At 33.1% G+C, this 18,698-nt stretch carries 18 protein-coding genes; 3 read left to right on the top strand and 15 right to left on the bottom strand.

The genetic code is table 11. From position 1 onward, the window contains the following. Positions 1 to 44: 44 nt before the first annotated feature. Positions 45 to 1,094: a cytochrome c oxidase subunit II gene (gene coxB, locus AC1Q8M_RS19410; protein ID WP_000745273.1), complete on the bottom strand. Its 1,050-nt coding sequence runs from the start codon at positions 1,092 to 1,094 to the stop codon at positions 45 to 47. Positions 1,095 to 1,187: 93 nt separating this feature from the next. Beyond that, entirely contained in the window at positions 1,188 to 2,111 is a 924-nt protein-coding gene (gene ctaB, locus AC1Q8M_RS19405) for a protoheme IX farnesyltransferase (protein WP_001015053.1), read from the bottom strand. Positions 2,112 to 2,608: 497 nt separating this feature from the next. On the opposite strand from ctaB, the gene ctaA reads away from it, so the two are divergent. Then, entirely contained in the window at positions 2,609 to 3,544 is a 936-nt protein-coding gene (ctaA, locus tag AC1Q8M_RS19400; protein WP_001188744.1) for a heme A synthase, read from the top strand. 1,208 nt (positions 3,545 to 4,752) lie between these two features. Here the strand turns inward: ctaA and AC1Q8M_RS19395 are convergent. The 9 genes from AC1Q8M_RS19395 to AC1Q8M_RS19355 form a co-directional block, all read right to left on the bottom strand. Next, on the bottom strand, positions 4,753 to 5,283 hold the full coding sequence (locus AC1Q8M_RS19395; protein ID WP_016512368.1) for a hypothetical protein: 531 nt from the start codon (positions 5,281 to 5,283) through the stop codon (positions 4,753 to 4,755). Next, on the bottom strand, positions 5,280 to 5,927 hold the full coding sequence (locus AC1Q8M_RS19390; RefSeq protein ID WP_016512367.1) for an ATP-binding cassette domain-containing protein: 648 nt from the start codon (positions 5,925 to 5,927) through the stop codon (positions 5,280 to 5,282). The genes AC1Q8M_RS19395 and AC1Q8M_RS19390 overlap by 4 nt, the downstream gene beginning before the upstream one ends. After that, positions 5,924 to 6,592, bottom strand: a complete 669-nt coding sequence (locus AC1Q8M_RS19385) for a hypothetical protein (protein WP_016512366.1) — start codon at positions 6,590 to 6,592, stop codon at positions 5,924 to 5,926. The genes AC1Q8M_RS19390 and AC1Q8M_RS19385 overlap by 4 nt, the downstream gene beginning before the upstream one ends. Next, positions 6,592 to 7,287 (bottom strand): hypothetical protein, encoded by a 696-nt coding sequence (locus AC1Q8M_RS19380; RefSeq protein WP_016512365.1) that lies wholly within the window; start codon positions 7,285 to 7,287, stop codon positions 6,592 to 6,594. Before AC1Q8M_RS19380 ends, AC1Q8M_RS19385 begins: the two co-directional genes overlap by 1 nt. Next, positions 7,280 to 8,089: a hypothetical protein gene (locus AC1Q8M_RS19375; protein WP_016512364.1), complete on the bottom strand. Its 810-nt coding sequence runs from the start codon at positions 8,087 to 8,089 to the stop codon at positions 7,280 to 7,282. The genes AC1Q8M_RS19380 and AC1Q8M_RS19375 overlap by 8 nt, the downstream gene beginning before the upstream one ends. An 81-nt stretch (positions 8,090 to 8,170) precedes the next feature. Then, positions 8,171 to 8,575, bottom strand: coding sequence for a hypothetical protein (locus tag AC1Q8M_RS19370; protein ID WP_016512363.1), 405 nt, complete (start codon positions 8,573 to 8,575; stop codon positions 8,171 to 8,173). 998 nt (positions 8,576 to 9,573) lie between these two features. Then, positions 9,574 to 13,020: a pyruvate carboxylase gene (gene pyc / locus AC1Q8M_RS19365; protein ID WP_000164055.1), complete on the bottom strand. Its 3,447-nt coding sequence runs from the start codon at positions 13,018 to 13,020 to the stop codon at positions 9,574 to 9,576. Between the two features lie 333 nt (positions 13,021 to 13,353). Then, positions 13,354 to 14,532, bottom strand: coding sequence for an FtsW/RodA/SpoVE family cell cycle protein (locus tag AC1Q8M_RS19360; protein WP_098662033.1), 1,179 nt, complete (start codon positions 14,530 to 14,532; stop codon positions 13,354 to 13,356). 125 nt (positions 14,533 to 14,657) lie between these two features. Continuing rightward, positions 14,658 to 14,945, bottom strand: a complete 288-nt coding sequence (locus AC1Q8M_RS19355; protein WP_000135694.1) for an Fpa/YlaN family protein — start codon at positions 14,943 to 14,945, stop codon at positions 14,658 to 14,660. 155 nt (positions 14,946 to 15,100) lie between these two features. Here AC1Q8M_RS19355 and AC1Q8M_RS19350 point away from each other — a divergent pair, with 155 nt between their 5' ends. After that, on the top strand, positions 15,101 to 15,598 hold the full coding sequence (locus AC1Q8M_RS19350; protein ID WP_001289810.1) for a molybdopterin-binding protein: 498 nt from the start codon (positions 15,101 to 15,103) through the stop codon (positions 15,596 to 15,598). A 31-nt stretch (positions 15,599 to 15,629) separates the two neighbouring features. Here AC1Q8M_RS19350 and AC1Q8M_RS19345 read toward each other — a convergent pair whose 3' ends face one another. Both AC1Q8M_RS19345 and AC1Q8M_RS19340 read right to left on the bottom strand, forming a co-directional pair. Then, the gene (locus AC1Q8M_RS19345) at positions 15,630 to 16,958 is read right to left on the bottom strand and encodes a PhoH family protein (protein ID WP_000358083.1); all 1,329 of its coding nucleotides are present in this window, start codon (positions 16,956 to 16,958) and stop codon (positions 15,630 to 15,632) included. Between the two features lie 246 nt (positions 16,959 to 17,204). Further along, the gene (locus AC1Q8M_RS19340) at positions 17,205 to 17,660 is read right to left on the bottom strand and encodes a pyridoxamine 5'-phosphate oxidase family protein (protein WP_000024600.1); all 456 of its coding nucleotides are present in this window, start codon (positions 17,658 to 17,660) and stop codon (positions 17,205 to 17,207) included. A 145-nt stretch (positions 17,661 to 17,805) separates the two neighbouring features. On the opposite strand from AC1Q8M_RS19340, the gene AC1Q8M_RS19335 reads away from it, so the two are divergent. After that, positions 17,806 to 18,006, top strand: a complete 201-nt coding sequence (locus AC1Q8M_RS19335; protein ID WP_002093346.1) for a YlaI family protein — start codon at positions 17,806 to 17,808, stop codon at positions 18,004 to 18,006. Positions 18,007 to 18,041: 35 nt separating this feature from the next. On the opposite strand, the gene AC1Q8M_RS19330 is transcribed toward AC1Q8M_RS19335, so the two are convergent. Both AC1Q8M_RS19330 and AC1Q8M_RS19325 read right to left on the bottom strand, forming a co-directional pair. Further along, positions 18,042 to 18,317 carry a hypothetical protein gene (locus AC1Q8M_RS19330; protein ID WP_001258136.1) on the bottom strand — a complete coding sequence of 92 codons (276 nt, stop codon included), beginning with the start codon at positions 18,315 to 18,317 and terminating at the stop codon, positions 18,042 to 18,044. A 14-nt stretch (positions 18,318 to 18,331) separates the two neighbouring features. Then, positions 18,332 to 18,634: a YlaH-like family protein gene (locus tag AC1Q8M_RS19325; RefSeq protein ID WP_000893662.1), complete on the bottom strand. Its 303-nt coding sequence runs from the start codon at positions 18,632 to 18,634 to the stop codon at positions 18,332 to 18,334. Between the last annotated feature and the right edge of the window lie 64 nt (positions 18,635 to 18,698).

Here is an 18,698-nt window from a genome sequence, read left to right as displayed (position 1 = left end):
ACAGAACTCACGTTTTCAACCTCCCCTTCGCGAATAATCCCTCTTTACTTTTCAACTTTTAACGTTTGTAAGTATGCATTTAATGCATCAATTTGATCATCCGTTAAGTTGCCATATTTGCCAGTCATTTTGTTTCCTGGCTTCATATTTTCAGGATCTTTCAGCCATTTTTTTAAGTTTTCTTCATTGTTTTCGGCAATACCGGCAACCATATCGCGATCCGCAAAGTTTGCTAAGTTTGGTGCGATACGAGCGGAAGGTGGTCTACTATCATTAGATCCAACTGCGTGACAACCAATACAGCTTTTATTAAATATTTCTTGGCCCTCTTGCGCCTTTGTTGAAGCTACTTCTTTCTTCCCATCAATCTTCTTCATATCAGCAAGCCAATTTTTGTACTCGCTTTCATCTAAAGCTTTCACTTTAAATTGCATTAAAGAATGTGATGGGCCGCAAAATTCTGTACAAAAACCATTATAAGTGCCCGATTTATCTGCCTTTAACCACATTTTGTTCACATTGTCTGTATTTGTATCCATTTTCCCAGCTAAAGATGGAACCCAAAATGAGTGTTTAATATCGGCACCCTTCAAATTTAAATACACTTTCTTACCTGTGGGGATGACTAAATCTTGCGAAGTTACTATCTTTTCTGATTTATAAGAAAATTCCCACCAATAAAGATTCGCTGTTACATCAACAACGATAGTATCTTTATCAATATTCTTTTTCTCCATCGCACTTACATCAGCAAGTTTGAATGTATATGTAACCGTTGGAACAGCTAAGATTAGTAAAAGAATAATCGGAATAACTGTCCATATAATTTCTAGCTTGTGATTTCCTTCAACTTGCTCTGGAATATAATCTTCCTGACCTTTCTTTTGTCGGAAACGCACAATTACATACAAGAAAATAATAGTAACTACTAGTACTACTCCTACCATGATTGCACTCGCCAGTAGAAGTAAATCATATTGCATTTTTGCTACTTCTCCTTGCGGAATTAAAGTAGATTGAAAGGCTTTACCGCATCCCCCTAACAGTAAAGCCAGCAGTGAAACGAACGAAAGCAGTCGCCACTGTTTCTTCATACAAACAACCCCCACTTTCCTTGTGAATTAGATTGTACTTTATAGTTAAGTAAAGTAAATCTCAACGTAAAGAAATCCAATTATGTCGTTGTCTTAGAAGAATGTAACTACAATCATTGATACAAATAAGATTGTTAAATAATTTAGGGAATAAACAAACATTTGCACGGACCATTTTATGTCATCTTTCTTACGGAATCCATAAAATCCTAAAGCGATCCATCCGATGTTAAGCAGTGTTGCAATTACCATAAATGTTATCCCTAGTCCACTCATATAAAATGGTAGTGGTAATAAACATACTGTCCAAATCATAATTTGGCGTTTCGTAATTTCAAATCCATGAACTACAGGAAGCATTGGAATTCCTGCATTTCGATATTCATCAACACGTTTCATCGCTAATGCAAGGAAATGTGGGATTTGCCAAATAAACATAATTAAAAATAACATCCAAGCAATTGGATGACCTAAAGATGGATCGATTGCTGCCCATCCAATTAAAGGTGGAACTGCACCAGATATACTACCTACAACAGTATTTAGTGTATACTTTCTCTTTGTCCATAAACTATATAGAACAACATATGTGAAAGCACCAATAAATCCCATTAAGACTGCCATTGGTGTTGTTAATAATAAAAATACAAAACCAAGAAGTAATATGACTAGTCCAAATGTAAGTGCAAATCCTGGTTTATACTTTCCAGTAACCGTTGGACGGGTCTTTGTTCTTTCCATTAATGGATCGATGTCTCGATCAATGTAGTTGTTTAAACAACATACCCCTGCCATAACTAATCCAGAACCAACGATTGTAAAGAATAACTTATCCAGATTGTCCATTACACTTAATCCATTAAAGTGTAATGCCAACCAAAATCCTGTAAATACAGTAAGTGTATTTGAGTTTACAATCCCCATTTTAACGAGTGCTTTTAAATCTTGTATCCGAGTTGTTTCCGGTACACTTGTAACAGCGGACTCATCATGCAGCTCACTTGTTGCATGGTTCATCACTCTAACCCCCTCTTAAAACTTTCATCTTTCTTTTTGCGCCTATTTCAAATGAAATAATTCGCTTCTATATAGCAATATTATTACAGTAGAAACATTGTTAACCCATTCTACTACTAATCTACGCCCATACTCCAATATATTAAATCATATTTCCCGAACATTTTGTGAAGAAAACATGAACTTTTTGTGTCGAATATAAAAAACTTCATTCTGACTTGTCCTTATCATAACATGATGTTACCTTCTATAATAAACTATTTTATCCTATTTAACACGTATTCTCCCCATTTCTTTTCAAAATAGCCTATTTTTCACCTAAATTTTTCCTTAGGAACCCTGTTTTTACACCTATTTTCTCCCCCTTTCCTTTCCCCTCCATTTCTTTGCTATTTTATTATTTTTTATATATCATAGGAACTAGCGCGTTTTATTCTATACATAATGGAATGAAAATATTTCGCAATAACTTCATAGCAGAAAGATGGTGAAAGAGATTGCAACGCTTTATTAAATGGTTAGCAGTCATTACAAGCCTTGATTTATTAATAGTTTTATTAGGAGGCGCTTTAGTTACAAAAACAGGTTCTGGTCAAGGTTGTGGTAAATCATGGCCACTTTGTAACGGTGAATTTGTTCCATCTAATTTATCAATGGAAACTATTATTGAACTTAGCCACCGATTAACATCAGGATCAGCTGGAATTCTTGTCACTCTCCTTTGTATTTTGTCCTGGAAATATTATAAACATGTGCGTGAAACAAAAACGTTAGCAATTTTATCCTTCGTATTTTTAGTTGCACAAGCATTAATGGGAGCAGCAGCAGTTGTTTGGGGACAAATGCCAGCTGTACTTGCTATCCATTTCGGTATTTCCTTAATTTCATTTGCTTCTGTCATTTTATTAACGTGTCTTATCTTTGAAATTGACCAAAAATTTGATGCACGTTCTCTTATTATGGACAAAAAAATGAAATTTCATATTTATGGTGTAACAATTTACAGTTATATCGTTGTCTACACAGGTGCTTTAGTACGTCACGAACGAGCTAGCTTAGCCTGTCCAGACTTTCCTTTATGTAGCAAAAACAGACCTATGCCAACTCAACTACATGAATGGGTTCAAATGGGCCATAGAGTTGCAGCGATGTTAATTTTCGCTTGGATACTATACGCGATGATTCTCGCTATTCGCCATTACAAACAGCAACCTGTCGTATATTGGGGATGGATCATTTCATTTATCCTTGTTACACTTCAAGCTGTAGTAGGAGTTTTAGTTGTATTTACAAACGCTAGTTTAGCAATGGCATTGTTACATTCTCTATTTATTTCTTGCTTGTTTGCCGTACTATGCTATTTAGTTATGTTAGGAACAAGAAGTAAAGTGAATGCAAAAGAAGCCGAATCAACTTCTAAACAAACAAAATAAAGTAACTTAAAACTTCAATAACTGGTTCTTATTTATTTTCCGAGAACCAGTTATTATTTGTAAAAAAATAATTTCTAAAATGTATCCGTTGAAGGGGATACAAAAAAAGCCATTCTATAGGATATTCCTTCATAGTAAGCAAGATTTTGTCTACAATTTTAACCATAGCAACCTGCAAAAACCTATTTTCCCCAGGATGATTAACTGTTGCAATTTACAACGATACTTCTTCACAAACTACAAAAATTCAACACTCCAATTTAACATGTACGTCTACAGCTAATTATCCCTTTATTGAGATCGAAAAGAAAACACAGAAATTCCTATATTGAAACACATGCACGTTTCAATATAGGAATTTCTATTCAAAAGCAACCATCTTAAGTAAAAAAGAGAAGTATTTGGACGTTGGGGATTAGATACGATTATTTTAAATCACAGGAAAAGTAAAGGCTGTTTCACGAAAGTTATAAAACAGAGATCTGCCATGTATCCATCAACTGTGTTTCAAGCAGCCACTATTGATAGAAAAAGAATTTTCGTGTTATCAGAGGGTGGAAAAGACTTAGAAATAGCAGTGTTATTTTCCAATCCTTACTCTTTATGAAAATGAGGCAGTAACGAAAATGGGTTACCACGAGAATTTCCCAAAAAGAACAGATTTAAGACCTGTTTCACAAATGTTATTAAATCATATATTGCATTTATTAATCAAAAACCGAGAAAATGTTTAGTTTAAAAGACTGCCCACGAAGTGTTTCAAAAGGAGATATCGCACTTAGATTAACAAACTGTCAGTACAGTTCAATAACTTTCATTTTTAAATTCAATTAACAAACTTCTCCTAATTCCCTCAAAAAAAACCTCATAATAAACAGTATCGTAACTTCCCTTCAACTGTCTACTATAGAGGGATAGATAATACCAGGATGCAGAAGTAGAAATGATTCCCTTAATGTTACTCAACATTTTCCAATTTTCCTTTTCAAAAGATACATAATAATATACAGGATTAAAAGAAGGAGCTTTCTTATCTAAATAACTACAAAAATCACCTTAGTTATTGCACTCCTAAAATATTTAACTATATAGTAATATACAGGAAAGAAATATGTCTAAAAATCTCAATCCTAGTCAATCATTAAATCTACATAAGGAGTGATGAAGAATTTACTTTTTTTGCAGAAAGCTCAATTAGCTCTCTTCTTTTAAAGTTTAATTTTATACTCCGATATAGTATTACTTTTTATATCTATAACCTTATAGTTAAAGTAAATATCTTTTGATTTTTCTTTACCACTATAAAATTCCGAAAATATTGGAACAACGATTTCATATTTCCCCGTTTTTTGAGGTTCTACATATATACGTGTGCCAAATTTTATTTCTTCGTTCTCTTGTAAAGGATTGACTCCAGTAATCAGACTGGTAGAAAAATAATCATTTGACAAATAAAAATGATTAGTATTTATCTCCACTTCATTATTCGATTCATTTAAAACAGAAATTAATATTTTGTAGTAATTCAATCCATCCTCTTTATTTTTAAATCTACTTACTTTTTCAACATGTAGATTTATACCATTTTTCGCTTTAATTTCTTGTTCTTTATCAATTTTAATCGTCTGAAAAGAAACTACTTTAGCTGGTTTGTTCACTTGATTATACCTGAATATAATCAAACATATAGCAAGTAAACAAATGCATAGAAAAATAATTCTCTTCTTTTTCATAGTCACGAAATAACCTCTTTTCTAATTTTGTTTTCTTCAAATATAAACAAATCAGTACAAACCTCTGTTAGAAAAGATTCATTATGACTAGTAAGAAGAACACATTTCCCACCTTCTTTCCATTCCTTAATAAGACTAATTAATAATTTAATTCCCTCTTTGTCTAAAGCATTTGTGGGCTCATCAAGAATAATTAAAGAGGGATTTTCCATAAATGCTTGCGCAATACCCAATCTTTGTTTCATTCCCAAGGAATAATTTTTTACCTTCATCTTATTTTCTGGATCTAATCCTACTCGATTCATGGCTATATTAATTTCCTTATCATGTATTAAATTTTGAACTGATGATAATAGCCTTAAATTTTCCTTACCCGTATAATATTTAACGAATCCAGGATATTCAATAATAAAACCAGTATCACTTGGAAACTCAACCTCTTCATATAATAGTTTATTATCAATTTCAATAGTTCCACTATCTGGTCTTAAGAAACCTAATAACATTTTAAATAAGACCGTTTTTCCAGATCCATTAGCTCCCTGAAATCCATAAATTCTTCCACTAATCATTTCACACGAAAAGTCAGATATAATCCTCCTTTTCTTCAAAGTTTTACTAATATTGTTAACACAAATTCTTCTTGTCATAAAAAGCGCCTCTCCCTAAAATAAAATTTGCTAATACGTACAGATAATAGAATAAGAAAAACAACAAACGCAGTCACAATAAGTGTATCTTCCATTTTCCATAAAAACCCCATTCTTTCGAACATAGTATGATTAATAACAGGGAAAAACCTATATTGTATAACTGCAAAAAAATAAATACAACTAATACAAACAAAAACATATATACTTCGTAAAAAAAAGAGTAAGCAAAATGAAAAAAGGGATAATAAACTTGTGGTTATTAAATTAAATAGTATTAAATAAAATTCCAGTTTTGTAAATGTGCTAGTACAGAAAAAAACAAGTAAGTGATACAGCAAAAATAATAAGAAAAAACTTAAATAATTAGCTATAAAAAGAATTCTATTTGCTTTCACACGCCCCAATAAATATTTGTCTAAAGTAAAAATAATACCTGCAAATAGTTCCAAAAATAAAAGATAAGGAATCCATTGAAACAATAACCAAGAAAAAGGCATATCAAAAAAAGAAATATTATCTAACACTGGCATTCCTTTAAAAATATCAACGTATCCATAACCATTGATTTTTAAAAGAAGAAGAAATGATATTAATAACACACACACTGCAAGATAGTTTTTGTTTCTTAATAACGAAAAGTTTCTTTTTATCAAAACTAGCATTACCGATCTCCTTTTTTAACAAAAACTTTTCTAAAAGAGTTTTGATAACTATATAAAACTATTAGAATTCCAAAAGCTCCTATAAATAAGAAAATATTAGGCGGTGGAAAGATTTGTTGTGTATACGGTCGTTCAAAGAAAATCCACCCCTCTTCAAATAAAGGCGTCCAATTATAGCTACTAATAAGATTATTCTCAAAAAATAAGTACGCGAAAATTAACATGAAAGAAAAAAATGAATTACGGAAAAGCTTACAAAAAAAATCTAATAAAATGAATAGAAAAAGTGTATAGAAAAATGTATTCAAACTAAAAAACAGTATATCAATATTAATTGTTCCATTTTGTAAAGTAATCACGCTACAAACAATTGATTCAATTACCACTATGTATAAACTCACTACAAAGTAGATAATTAAATTAATTGCAGTCAAATAATTACTCGACTTAAATCGGATCTGCAAAAAAAGAAAATTATTAACATTGATACCACACCAACTTAAATAGATAAAAGGAAAGAAAAAAAATACAATATATCTTTTGCTAAAAAAAAGTTCAAATCCTTTATCTATACTTTTGTCATACACAATAAAACTATTAGAAAAAGCTAATAGAAAAAGGATAAATCCTACTGCCATAAGCCATTTCTTCTTTAACTTAAAATAAGTTACAATAAAAGGTTTAAAGTTATTCATAGTTAACATCCTTTATTCTATAAATAATATACGCTGCCATTATGACCGTAATTGGGATAATAAATATCCAAAAAGAAGGGAGACGTGAAGTTGTAATAGACATATCTAAAAACTGTGCAGGCGTCCATGAAATTTTTGATTTATAAACGGTGGACAGAAAACCAATTAATATCTGTAATATAAATGGGATAATTAAACAGATGAATTTTTTAGAAATATAGACACAGCATGTTATTGATATAACTGCGAACATACTTCCATACATACTAACCAAAATAATATTGATAATAGTGAATAAAAAAGGGTGCTCAAAAAATAATGAAGGAAACATAAATGTTGAAACACCTCTACCAGCATTATCCAAAGCTGTGTAATCAATATGGAAATTAGGCCATATTAAAAACATAGTAAGAAAATTAGTAAGTAAGGTCACAAATGTTAGTAAAAAACCAATTACTAGTGCAGATAAAAAAAATAAATTTTTATACTTATTACTTTGCAATTTATAGCGTGCAAAGTAATGATATCCTGATTGTTTATTATCGAAATATATAAAAACACACGGAATTGCTACTAAAATGGGAAGTAACATATACATAAAGGAAGTATGTCCCCCACCATTATCTATCCCTATCCACATTGTATAAGGGCCAATATAAAAATCAAATGTGTTTATCTTAAATGGCATTTGTAAAGTCGTTTGTATATTATGAATTATATTTATAATAGGAAATATATATATTAATAATAAAGATATATATAAATATGGACTCTTAACAAATGACATCATATAGTTTTTCATAGTTTCCCACCTTTATAATTAAATACTAGCATAACCACCCCATTTCAAGCGGGATGGTTATGCTAGCAATTTAACATTTTATTAAATATCCGGTTGCCATGTTCCTGTTGATGTAGATCTACCTGTCTGCCAAGGCCAAGAATCCAATTTAAATCGAATATCTGTTGTAACACCAGGTCCATAACTTTCGATAGCCCAGTTAGGAAGCGTTTGTTTACCCTTTTTTTGTGCTAAACTGTATACCGCTTTTGTACCAACTAACGCCCCATTGGCTCTTGGGGTCATTATAACCTCTCCAGTTACATTTAATGTCTCTGTATATATTCCATAAGAAGAGTCCGTATACTTTTTAGCCTTTGGTGTAAAATCGATTGGACTACTATAATAATAAACATTGCTGAAGTTAACTTGGTATGCCTCTGATTTTATAGCACCTATAGAAAATAAAACAAGTAATAAGCTCGCGCATAATGTAATTTTTCTCATTTTATCCACCTCCTTCCTATTCATAATATCATAATAAAATAATATGTAAAGGGTGAAATGTTATTTTTTTAGTTTTTTTAAATTTAAATAATTTCAAAAAATATGTTTTCCATCCATATCATCCTAGAAATAATTTATTTTGAATCAAATTAATTATTTCTAGGATGCAACATATTTTAGGAACTCACGAAACATAACATTGAATCTTGTGATAAAAACAAAAAACTTTTACTATATATAACAACCACAAAAGGATCCATTTTGTATAATAACTTGGAACCCCTCTATAAGTCAGGGGTTCTAAAATTCACTAACAAATAATAGAACAAAGCCTTCTTCCAGTGAAAAAGGCTTTCTTTATGATAACGTATGTATCGAGTCACTTCCTGCTAGTTTAAAGAAAAAAGAATTATATCATACAAAATATGTCTCTTTTGAAGTAGCAAGTTTAGCACTATTTCAATCTATTGAGAGATTTTATAATCGCAAGCGAATCCATAGTAGCATCGGTTATAAAATCTCTCAATAGAAAATCTGCAAAAAACCGCTTAGATTTAATTTTTTCACATCCAAATTATTGCCTCAAATCCAATATCTGTGCCTAATTTAAAATTATTATTTCCAACTACTTGATAACCTTTATTTAAGTTATTATACAGCTTTATCATCACAGAAAGAGTGTTACATACACTTAACGTAAAAGTTAAGTGTATGTAACACATTTATCTTTCGGTTTTAAAGTTGAAGATCCCTTATTTACATGATTATCTAAAATCACATGTGTCTCTTTTTCACAATAAGGTCGTTTTTTCTTAATTACGGTTTTAATCCCTATTTTTTGTATATGGCCTTGCAAATCAAACGAAGGTTATATGTGACTTTCAGCAATACTCGCCTACTTTCATAATCCCCTCTCTATAAATAAAATGATTACTACGTATTTTTTTCTATCCACAATAAGGGGATCATATTAATTCACACAGTTACTTCTCTTTATTTTAGTGATCTAATTCAATAAGTAAATCACCCGTTTGAATTGCATCACCATCGTTAACATATACTTTCTTCACTTTACCATTGAACGGCGCTTGAACTGTCGTTTCCATTTTCATCGCTTCTGTAATTGCCATAGAATCGCCTTTTTTCACTTCATCGCCTTCTTTTACAACTACTTTAATTACCGTTCCTGGCATTGTTGCACTAATGTGATTTGGATTTTCACGGTTTCCTTTCACACGTTGTGCAACTGTTGCTTTCACACTCTCGTCTTTCACGACAATTTCACGTGGTTGACCATTAAATTCCAAGTAAAGGACACGATTTCCATCCGGCTGTGGTTCTCCAATTGATACAAGTTTAACCATCAATGTCTTACCTTGTTCAATTTCCACATCAATTTCTTCACCTAGTCTCATACCATAGAAGAATGTCGGTGTATCAAGTACAGATACATTTCCATAAAGCTCAGCAACTTTTTCATAGTCCATAAATACTTTTGGATATAATGCATATGCAACTACATCAAAAATTGTTACTTCGCGTCCAAGTTTATGGAATAATTCTTCTTTTAACGCGTCGAAATCTACTGGCTCTAGTAGTTCACCTGGTCTTACTGTTAACGGCTCTTTCCCTTTTAAAATAATCTTTTGCAATTCTTTCGGGAAACCACCGTACGGTTGACCTAAATCACCAGAGAACATTTCAACAACAGATCCAGGGAAGTCCAAAGCATGTCCACGCTCTAAAACATCTTGTTCTGTCAGGTGGTTTTGAACCATAAATAACGCCATATCGCCAACAACTTTTGATGATGGTGTTACTTTTACAATATCTCCAAACATGTCATTCACACGACGGTACATTACTTTCACTTCATCAAAGCGATCTCCTAAACCAACCGCCTTCGCTTGTTGCTGAAGATTACTATACTGTCCACCTGGCATTTCATGCATATATACCTCTGTGTGAGGTGCATTCATACCACTTTCAAACGGTGCATAGTATTTGCGTACATCTTCCCAATAATGAGATAGCTTTTCTAAAGAATCGATATTAACATCTGGTTGTCTTTCATTTCCACCTAGTGCATAGAATAATGTGTTCGCACTCGGTTGTGACGTTTGACCAGCCATAGAACTCACTGCTACATCGACAATATCAACACCTGCTTCAATTGCCTTCGTATACGTTAATATACCATTTCCACTCGTATCGTGCGTATGCAGGTGAATCGGAATCGATACCGTCTCTTTTAATGCTGAAACTAAATCATATGCTGCGTTTGGTTTTAGTAAGCCAGCCATATCTTTAATACCTAAAATGTGAGCTCCCGATGCTTCCAACTCTTTTGCTAAGTTTTTATAATAATTCAAATCATATTTACTACGTAATGGATCATGAATATCTCCTGTGTAGCACATTGTTGCTTCTGCAATTTTACCAGTATCTCGTACAGCATCAATTGCAACTCTCATACCTTCTACCCAGTTTAAACTATCAAAAATACGGAACACATCAATGCCTGCTTGAGCAGAACACTCCACAAATTTTTGAATTAAATTATCTGGATAGTTTTTGTAGCCAACTGCGTTTGACGAACGTAGTAACATTTGAAATAAAACGTTCGGCATTTTTTCACGAAGATCTAGTAATCGTTCCCATGGATCTTCTTTTAAGAAACGATACGCGACATCAAACGTTGCACCGCCCCACATTTCAGCTGAGAATAGGTTTGGTAACATTCTCGCTGTTGGCTCTGCAATTTGATGTAAATCTTTTGTACGAATACGAGTTGCAAGTAATGACTGATGTGCATCACGGAATGTTGTATCCGTTAAAAGTACACGGTTTTGATCCTGTACCCATTTTACTAATCCATCTGCTCCACGCTCGTCCAAAATTTGTTTCGTTCCATTTTGGATTGGCTCTGAATGTTTTAAACATGGAATACGAGCATCTGGGAATATTGGCTTTTCTTTTTTCCCTACTCCTGGGAAGCCATTTACTGTTACTGAACCAATATAATTTAACATTTTCGTTCCGCGGTCTTTACGTTTCGGGAATAAGAATAGTTCAGGTGACACATCAATAAACGAAGTATCATATTCTCCTGATAAGAAGTTTTTATGTTTTACTACATTCTCTAGGAATGGAATATTTGTTTTAATACCACGAATACGGAATTCTTTTAAGTTACGTTCCATTTTTGCAGCAGCTTGCTCAAAAGTAAGTGCCCAAGTTGTAACTTTTACAAGTAAAGAATCGTAGTATGGTGTAATAACTGCACCTTGGAAGCTATTTCCTGTATCAAGACGCACACCAAAGCCACCGCCTGATCGATACGCCATAATTTTTCCTGTATCCGGCATAAAATTATTTAGTGGGTCTTCAGTTGTTACACGAGATTGGATTGCAAATCCGTGTACAACCACTTCCTCTTGCTTCGGAACACCTACTATTTTACTATGTAATGCATGTCCATCAGCTATTAAAATTTGCGATTGAACGATATCGACTCCTGTGATCATCTCTGTAATCGTATGTTCTACTTGAACACGTGGATTTACTTCAATAAAGTAAAACTCATCATCTTTTACAAGGAATTCTACTGTTCCTGCATTTAAATAGTTTACATTTTTCGTTAACTTCACAGCAGCATCACAAATACGCTGACGCAGATCATCTGAAAGTGATACACTCGGTGCTATTTCTACAACTTTTTGATGACGACGTTGTACAGAACAGTCACGCTCGTATAAATGAACAACATTGCCTTCTTCATCTGCTAAAATTTGTACTTCTATATGTTTAGGTTTTTCAACGAATTTTTCGACGTAAACTTCATCATTACCAAAGGCTGCTTTCGCTTCTGATTTTGCTCGATTATATGATTCTCCTAATTCCTCACTAGTACGCACAATACGCATACCACGACCGCCACCACCAAGGGACGCTTTAATAATAATCGGGTAATCATACTTTTCAGCAAATTTTTCGACTTCTTCTAATGAATCTACTGGACCATCACTACCAGGTATAACTGGAATTTGTGCTAGCTGCGCTTGTGTTCTTGCTTTCACTTTATCTCCAAACATATCTAAATGCTTACTTTTCGGACCGATAAAGATAATTCCTTCTTCTTCGCAACGTTTCGCGAATTGAATATTTTCTGACAAGAAACCATATCCAGGGTGGATTGCATCTACATGATTACTTTTTGCAATCTCAATAATGCCTTCAATATCTAGATAAGCATCAATTGGTTTTTTTCCTTCCCCAACTAAATAGGACTCATCGGCTTTATAGCGATGATAAGAACCACTATCCTCTTTCGAATAGATTGCAACTGTTTTTAATCCAAGTTCCGAACAAGCTCGAAACACACGAATTGCAATCTCTCCACGGTTAGCTACCAATACTTTTTGAATACGTTGCAGCTTTGTCATGATTTTCCCCCTCTACTTTCCTACCACTCTAGAGATAAAATATATACACACCTTAAAAAGCGTGAAGTTCTTCACTTTCCACATTATATTATACTTAGAAAGCTTCACTTTATTTTTATCCATCATACCTTATTTTTTAACAAATGATAAGTTTTCTGTGCAATTTGTTTCACAAAAATAGTATAGCATACCTCTTCCTTTTCTAACAACTCAATTGTATATCACATTTAAACAAATGTGATATATCTTTTAACTGAAAGAGAAATTAATGCATCATATTTAAAACTACTTGAAAATAAAAAACACATCCTGCTCTAAAGCACGATGTGTTTTTTATTTTACAACTACAAGATGTGGTCCATTTTGTTCTTTTTCTTTCATTAATCCATTCTGTTGTTTCTCTTGTCGTTTCACGTGACTAGCAATATTGAGTAGTATCCCCATCGCAAGTAGATTAGCTAATAAAGAACTACCACCGTAACTGACAAACGGTAATGGTACTCCGGTAAGTGGTATTACTCCAGACATACCACCAACATTAATAAACGTTTGAACTCCAAACAAGCTTGCAATTCCGATAGCTATTAAACTTCCAAATGGATCTGTACACTTTTGTGCGACTCTAAATGATCGAATAATTATAAGCAATAAACAAATCAAAATGATTGCTACGCCTATAAAACCAAGTTCTTCCGATATAATTGCCATAATAAAATCCGTTTGTGGTTCTGGTAAATAACCATACTTTTGCACACTATTTCCTAATCCCCTACCATTAAGCCCTCCAGAAGCAATTCCAATAAATGAATTTACCAATTGGAATCCATCCTTTTGAGGATCATTAAACGGATCAAGGAAAACAGAAAAACGTGCCTTTTGATATGGATTTAATGCATAATTGCCAAGAAGATATAGTGCCGGAATCCATACTATAGAAGTTAAAACAATTCGTTTAATCCATAAATTAATCCTTACTCCTGAACAAAGAAACATAATCCCTACTGTTCCTGCAATTAACAAATCAGTACCTAAATCATTTTGCTTTAATATTAAAAACATGATTATACCAACACCAATGAGTACTGGACCTGACCCTTTGAAAACAGGTGTATTCGTTTCTTGTCTTTTCGCAAAAAAATGAGCTAATATGAGGATAACCGTTATCTTTACAAATTCCGCAGGCTGTATTCCAAATATCCATCCGTTTGCACCGTTTACTGACTTAGTGAAAAAGGCAGCTGCAGCTAATAAAGCAACACTAGCACCGTAACTCCCCAACAAAAAAATTCGTTTTCTCCAAACTTTATATGGGATAGTAGCAATAATTATTAATACTATTGTCCCAACAACTAAAGTAATTAATTGTCTTTTAAAAAAGAAATTTGCTGGTTTATCAAATCGCGAAATCGCAACAATGGAACTAGAACTATATACCATTATTACCCCCAGCACACATAAGATAACAAGAGGAAGTAACAATGAATAATCCATTGATTTCCATACTTTTTTCATTTCATTTCCTCTTTCTGTTTCAATTTAATTATTGTTGTATTCCATATGTACATTGATTCTTCCTGCTTTATTATACAAATAAAAAGCTCAAACTAATTTAGTTTGAGCCCCCTTATTTGAACCCGTTATTGTTGTTTGTTTGTAAACGCTTCATGAAGTGCAGATAACTCACGTTCGAGCTCACCTAACATTGCTTTCCCTTGTTCTTCTGCAATAAGACCAAGGCGAACTGCAAAATCGACCTCGCGGGATAGTCCAAACATTTGTGTGTCTAACACTTCTTCATATAATGGACATTGCGGCATTGTAAGATGGTCCATTTGCACCTTAATAAGTCTTAAAATCTTCTCTGCATCCGCTTGTAGAAGGGCTAGTGCCTTTTCCTGATGATTTGCTACTGTCTCAGACGCCAAATTGATTCCCTCCGTTTCCGTCCTACTCTCCTCTATCCTATCTATTAATATTAGCGATAGTTTTAATAAATTGCAATAGAAACATTTTTTGTGACAACAGTGTCTAATGCTATTATACTGAAAAGTGGGAGTATAACACAAATGGGGGAACAACAATGAGCGAAATTTTATTTATTAACGGAAAAGTACGTTTTCCAATCACTATTGATCCAACTGTTTGGATCTTTGATGATCGAAAAGTAGATTTGACAACTTACTTTGATGAAACTAGAGAAAACACGTCTGAACTAGAAACTTATTTAAAAAACACTTCAGAACATTGGGATCGTGAAATTCGTGATGGTGCTGCCTTCCCGCCGATACAACAAAGTGTAAAGAAATATAAAAAAGAACAACTAATTACTGGAACATTTGGTATACCATTCCATCCATTCCTTGCTAACGCTGAAATTTTAGAGGACGCTACGCAAGTTGAAATTGAAACGGTAGATCATACAATGACACTTCCATTAGAAACTGTCAAAAATGCTATACTAGGCTTTTCAAAAGAAGGAAAGCCATTAAAAGAAGACGGACCTGTTCATCTCTATTTCAATGATGGATCTAATCGACAAAATCCAATCCGGAACATCCGTAAATTTACAATTATTTAAAGAAAAGGAGTGAGCTTAAGCTCACTCCTTTTTACAATAAATCTGCTGCTAGTTGAGCTAAATTAGATCGCTCCCCTTTAACAAACTTCACATGACCACTAATGCGCTGTTCTTTAAACTTCTCTACAACATACGTTAGGCCATTATTATATTCATCTAAATATGGGTGATCAATTTGCTGAGGATCTCCCATCAATACAATCTTACTCTTTTCCCCTACCCTAGTTAGTATCGTTTTCACTTCATGCTTTGTTAAATTTTGTGCTTCGTCAATGATAATGAACTGATCTGGAATACTTCTCCCGCGTATATAAGTAAGGGCTTCTACTTCAATCGAACCCATTCCAGCTAAAATAGCATCTAACTCTCCTGGCTTTTTCGTATTAAATAAATACTCTAGGTTATCAAAAATTGGTTGCATCCATGGTCTTAACTTTTCTTCTTTTTCTCCTGGTAAATAACCGATATCTTTTCCGACTGGGACAATTGGTCTTGCAACGAGTAATTTTTTATATAACCCTAAATCTTCTGTTTGCATAAGTCCCGAAGCTAACGCAAGTAACGTTTTTCCTGTGCCGGCTTTCCCCGTTAATGTTACAAGCGGAATATCTTCACGAAGTAACAATTCTAATCCCATAATTTGCTGCACGTTTCGTGGTCGTATCCCCCATACTTGTTCATTGTGAAAAATAAGTTTCTTTACCTTCTTACCTAAGTGATCCACAATGCCAAGCGCCGAACTAGAGCCCCCTAATGCATCTTTCATTACTACAAATTGATTTGGGTAAAAAGGATGATTCGCAATTTCAGATAGAGGCAATTCACCTTTCTCATAAAAATAATCCAATTGTTCTTTTGATATATATCCTTCTAAAAAGCCAGAATATATATTTTCTACTTCAATTACGCGATCACTTAAATAATCTTCAGCCTTCAAACCAATTGCATCAGCTTTTACCCTTACGAGTACATCTTTACTTACTAAAATAACAGACTTCCCGTCCTCTTTTTCCTGTTCTTCTAAAGATAGATTTTTTGCTACAGCTAAAATTCGATTATCATTTGTTTTTTCTACAAAAATATCTTGTAGTTGCACAAATGAACGATGGTTTAATTCAATACGAAATGTTCCGCCATTTTCTAGCGGGATACTTTCATGCAGCTTTCCTATTTCACGAAATTTATCTATTAACTTAGATACATAACGAGCATTTCGTCCTACTTCATCCATATAACGTTTTTTCGAATCAACCTCTTCTAATACAACTGCTGGAATCACTACTTCATTGGTTTCAAATGAAAAAATAGATAAAGGATCCTGCAAAAGTACATTCGTATCTAACACATAAATTTTATCCAACCTGTTACCCCCTGACTCCACTTTTAAATTTGTAGAACAAGGGTTTCATCCATAAAATATGGACGAACCATTGTTATAATTATATGTACCGTGTAAACGAGGTAGAATCGAAAATCATAGTCATTAAACCTTTTATTTATTCTTTATTCATTTCTATTCAATATATTACTTTTTATTATAATTATTAACGTTAAATCACAATAACCGATTACAAAAGTGAATAAACGAATTTCTTATTTAGCACATTTATAATTCTCTTATTCCTACTAGTACTTCGTTATCCAGCTTTTTGGCCGCCCGAAGATCGTATGTTTTTTCATATGTTGGTTCAATTGCAAGTTTCGCTCCATAAAACATAACATCACGTACTTCTTGCACATTAACTTCTATTACAGTTAATTTCAAAGAAATACCTTCCATTCTATCTGTCAAAATTTCACCTGCACCACTTATGGAAAATACGGATTCATTCGCCATTATAGTCAATACTACACCTGTATTATGCCTTATATTTTCCACAATACGTGAACGTTGATCTACTGCAAATCGAATACTAGTTTTGCTCACTGCATACACCCAAGAAATAGCACTTACGTTAGGAACTTGTTTTTCGAAATCTGTCGTTGCTATCATCACAATACACTCTTTACGCAACGTTTGTACTAAACCCTCTGTTAAAGTAGGCTCTACTACATTCGCCATATTTTCACCTCCAAACATACTTGGTATATCCTTATCATAACTTATTTTTCGAATTGCGAAAATATTATTTTTTCCCACTATTATTCAAAAACATTATACTTCCATGATATACTTATACTGATAGAATTCGTATTGAGGTGACGAAATGAGAGTCAAATGTATGATTTGTGATAAAAAAGATATGTTAGATGATGAAAATCCTACGGCAAAAAAACTGCGTAATCGCCCTATTCATACATATATGTGCATGGAATGTTCGGAACGAATTGCAGAGCGTACAATGGAACGTCATGCAAGTGGTAATTTCCGATTATATCGTGATAAAAAAGTCGAAGACGATTGGTAAAATGTAAATAAGTCCTTACTCATATAGATAAGGACTTATTTATATTTTTCTGGCTCGCGGTTCATCTGATCCAAGAAACAATCAATGGCTTCTAGCGGAAACCTTGCAGATTTCCTTTCCCCATTCATTTCATATGTAATTAAATACATTTCCTCGTTCTTTTTAACTTCCACATCTTTTAATTTATGTTCTTCATATATCATATTTTGAAATAACAAATACGTTTCTTTTGCAGCACTATCATCCGGACGTGCTTCCGCAACTGTTTTAATTGTTAACCAATTATATAGTGCATCTTGTACTGAACGCATAAAACTTCGCCCCCTCACCCTGCTTTTTGTTGTTTCGCTTGACGCAAACGCAATCTATAAATTCCAAGTACAATTGCCGCTACAACAAGCCCTTCTCCAACAGGTAAAAATACAGCAAAAAAGGTTAATACTGTACATCCAATTGCTAATGATATGTATATTACTATATTTTTTAGTACAGACAACTTTCTAGCAAATCCTAAATTATAGACGAGAGCACTTAATATAATAATCGTCCCATAAAGTAACCACATTCCTAACTCTGGATTTTCATCAACTTTACATAATTTCGCAAAAAAAGACATTCTTTCTAACACTATTTATCCCCCCTTCTCATAAAAAACAAAATTTCTTTATGTACTTAATACAAGAGTAACCTGC

It is taken from the genome of Bacillus sp. GW823-FHT06A10 (genome assembly GCF_058795375.1).
The sequence above is the reverse complement of the archived record's forward strand: the minus strand, read 5'-3'. Positions and strand labels throughout refer to the sequence as shown.

What these genes read in the sequence shown, in the direction of transcription:
- coxB (WP_000745273.1), bottom strand. Translation starts at nt 1,094, where the DNA reads ATGAAGAAACAGTGGCGACTGCTTTCGTTCGTTTCACTGCTGGCTTTA.
- ctaB (WP_001015053.1), bottom strand. Translation starts at nt 2,111, where the DNA reads ATGAACCATGCAACAAGTGAGCTGCATGATGAGTCCGCTGTTACAAGT.
- AC1Q8M_RS19390 (WP_016512367.1), bottom strand. Translation starts at nt 5,927, where the DNA reads ATGACAAGAAGAATTTGTGTTAACAATATTAGTAAAACTTTGAAGAAA.
- AC1Q8M_RS19385 (WP_016512366.1), bottom strand. Translation starts at nt 6,592, where the DNA reads ATGCTAGTTTTGATAAAAAGAAACTTTTCGTTATTAAGAAACAAAAAC.
- AC1Q8M_RS19380 (WP_016512365.1), bottom strand. Translation starts at nt 7,287, where the DNA reads ATGAATAACTTTAAACCTTTTATTGTAACTTATTTTAAGTTAAAGAAG.
- AC1Q8M_RS19375 (WP_016512364.1), bottom strand. Translation starts at nt 8,089, where the DNA reads ATGAAAAACTATATGATGTCATTTGTTAAGAGTCCATATTTATATATA.
- AC1Q8M_RS19370 (WP_016512363.1), bottom strand. Translation starts at nt 8,575, where the DNA reads ATGAGAAAAATTACATTATGCGCGAGCTTATTACTTGTTTTATTTTCT.
- pyc (WP_000164055.1), bottom strand. Translation starts at nt 13,020, where the DNA reads ATGACAAAGCTGCAACGTATTCAAAAAGTATTGGTAGCTAACCGTGGA.
- AC1Q8M_RS19360 (WP_098662033.1), bottom strand. Translation starts at nt 14,532, where the DNA reads ATGAAAAAAGTATGGAAATCAATGGATTATTCATTGTTACTTCCTCTT.
- AC1Q8M_RS19350 (WP_001289810.1), top strand. Translation starts at nt 15,101, where the DNA reads ATGAGCGAAATTTTATTTATTAACGGAAAAGTACGTTTTCCAATCACT.
- AC1Q8M_RS19340 (WP_000024600.1), bottom strand. Translation starts at nt 17,660, where the DNA reads ATGGCGAATGTAGTAGAGCCTACTTTAACAGAGGGTTTAGTACAAACG.
- AC1Q8M_RS19335 (WP_002093346.1), top strand. Translation starts at nt 17,806, where the DNA reads ATGAGAGTCAAATGTATGATTTGTGATAAAAAAGATATGTTAGATGAT.
- AC1Q8M_RS19330 (WP_001258136.1), bottom strand. Translation starts at nt 18,317, where the DNA reads ATGCGTTCAGTACAAGATGCACTATATAATTGGTTAACAATTAAAACA.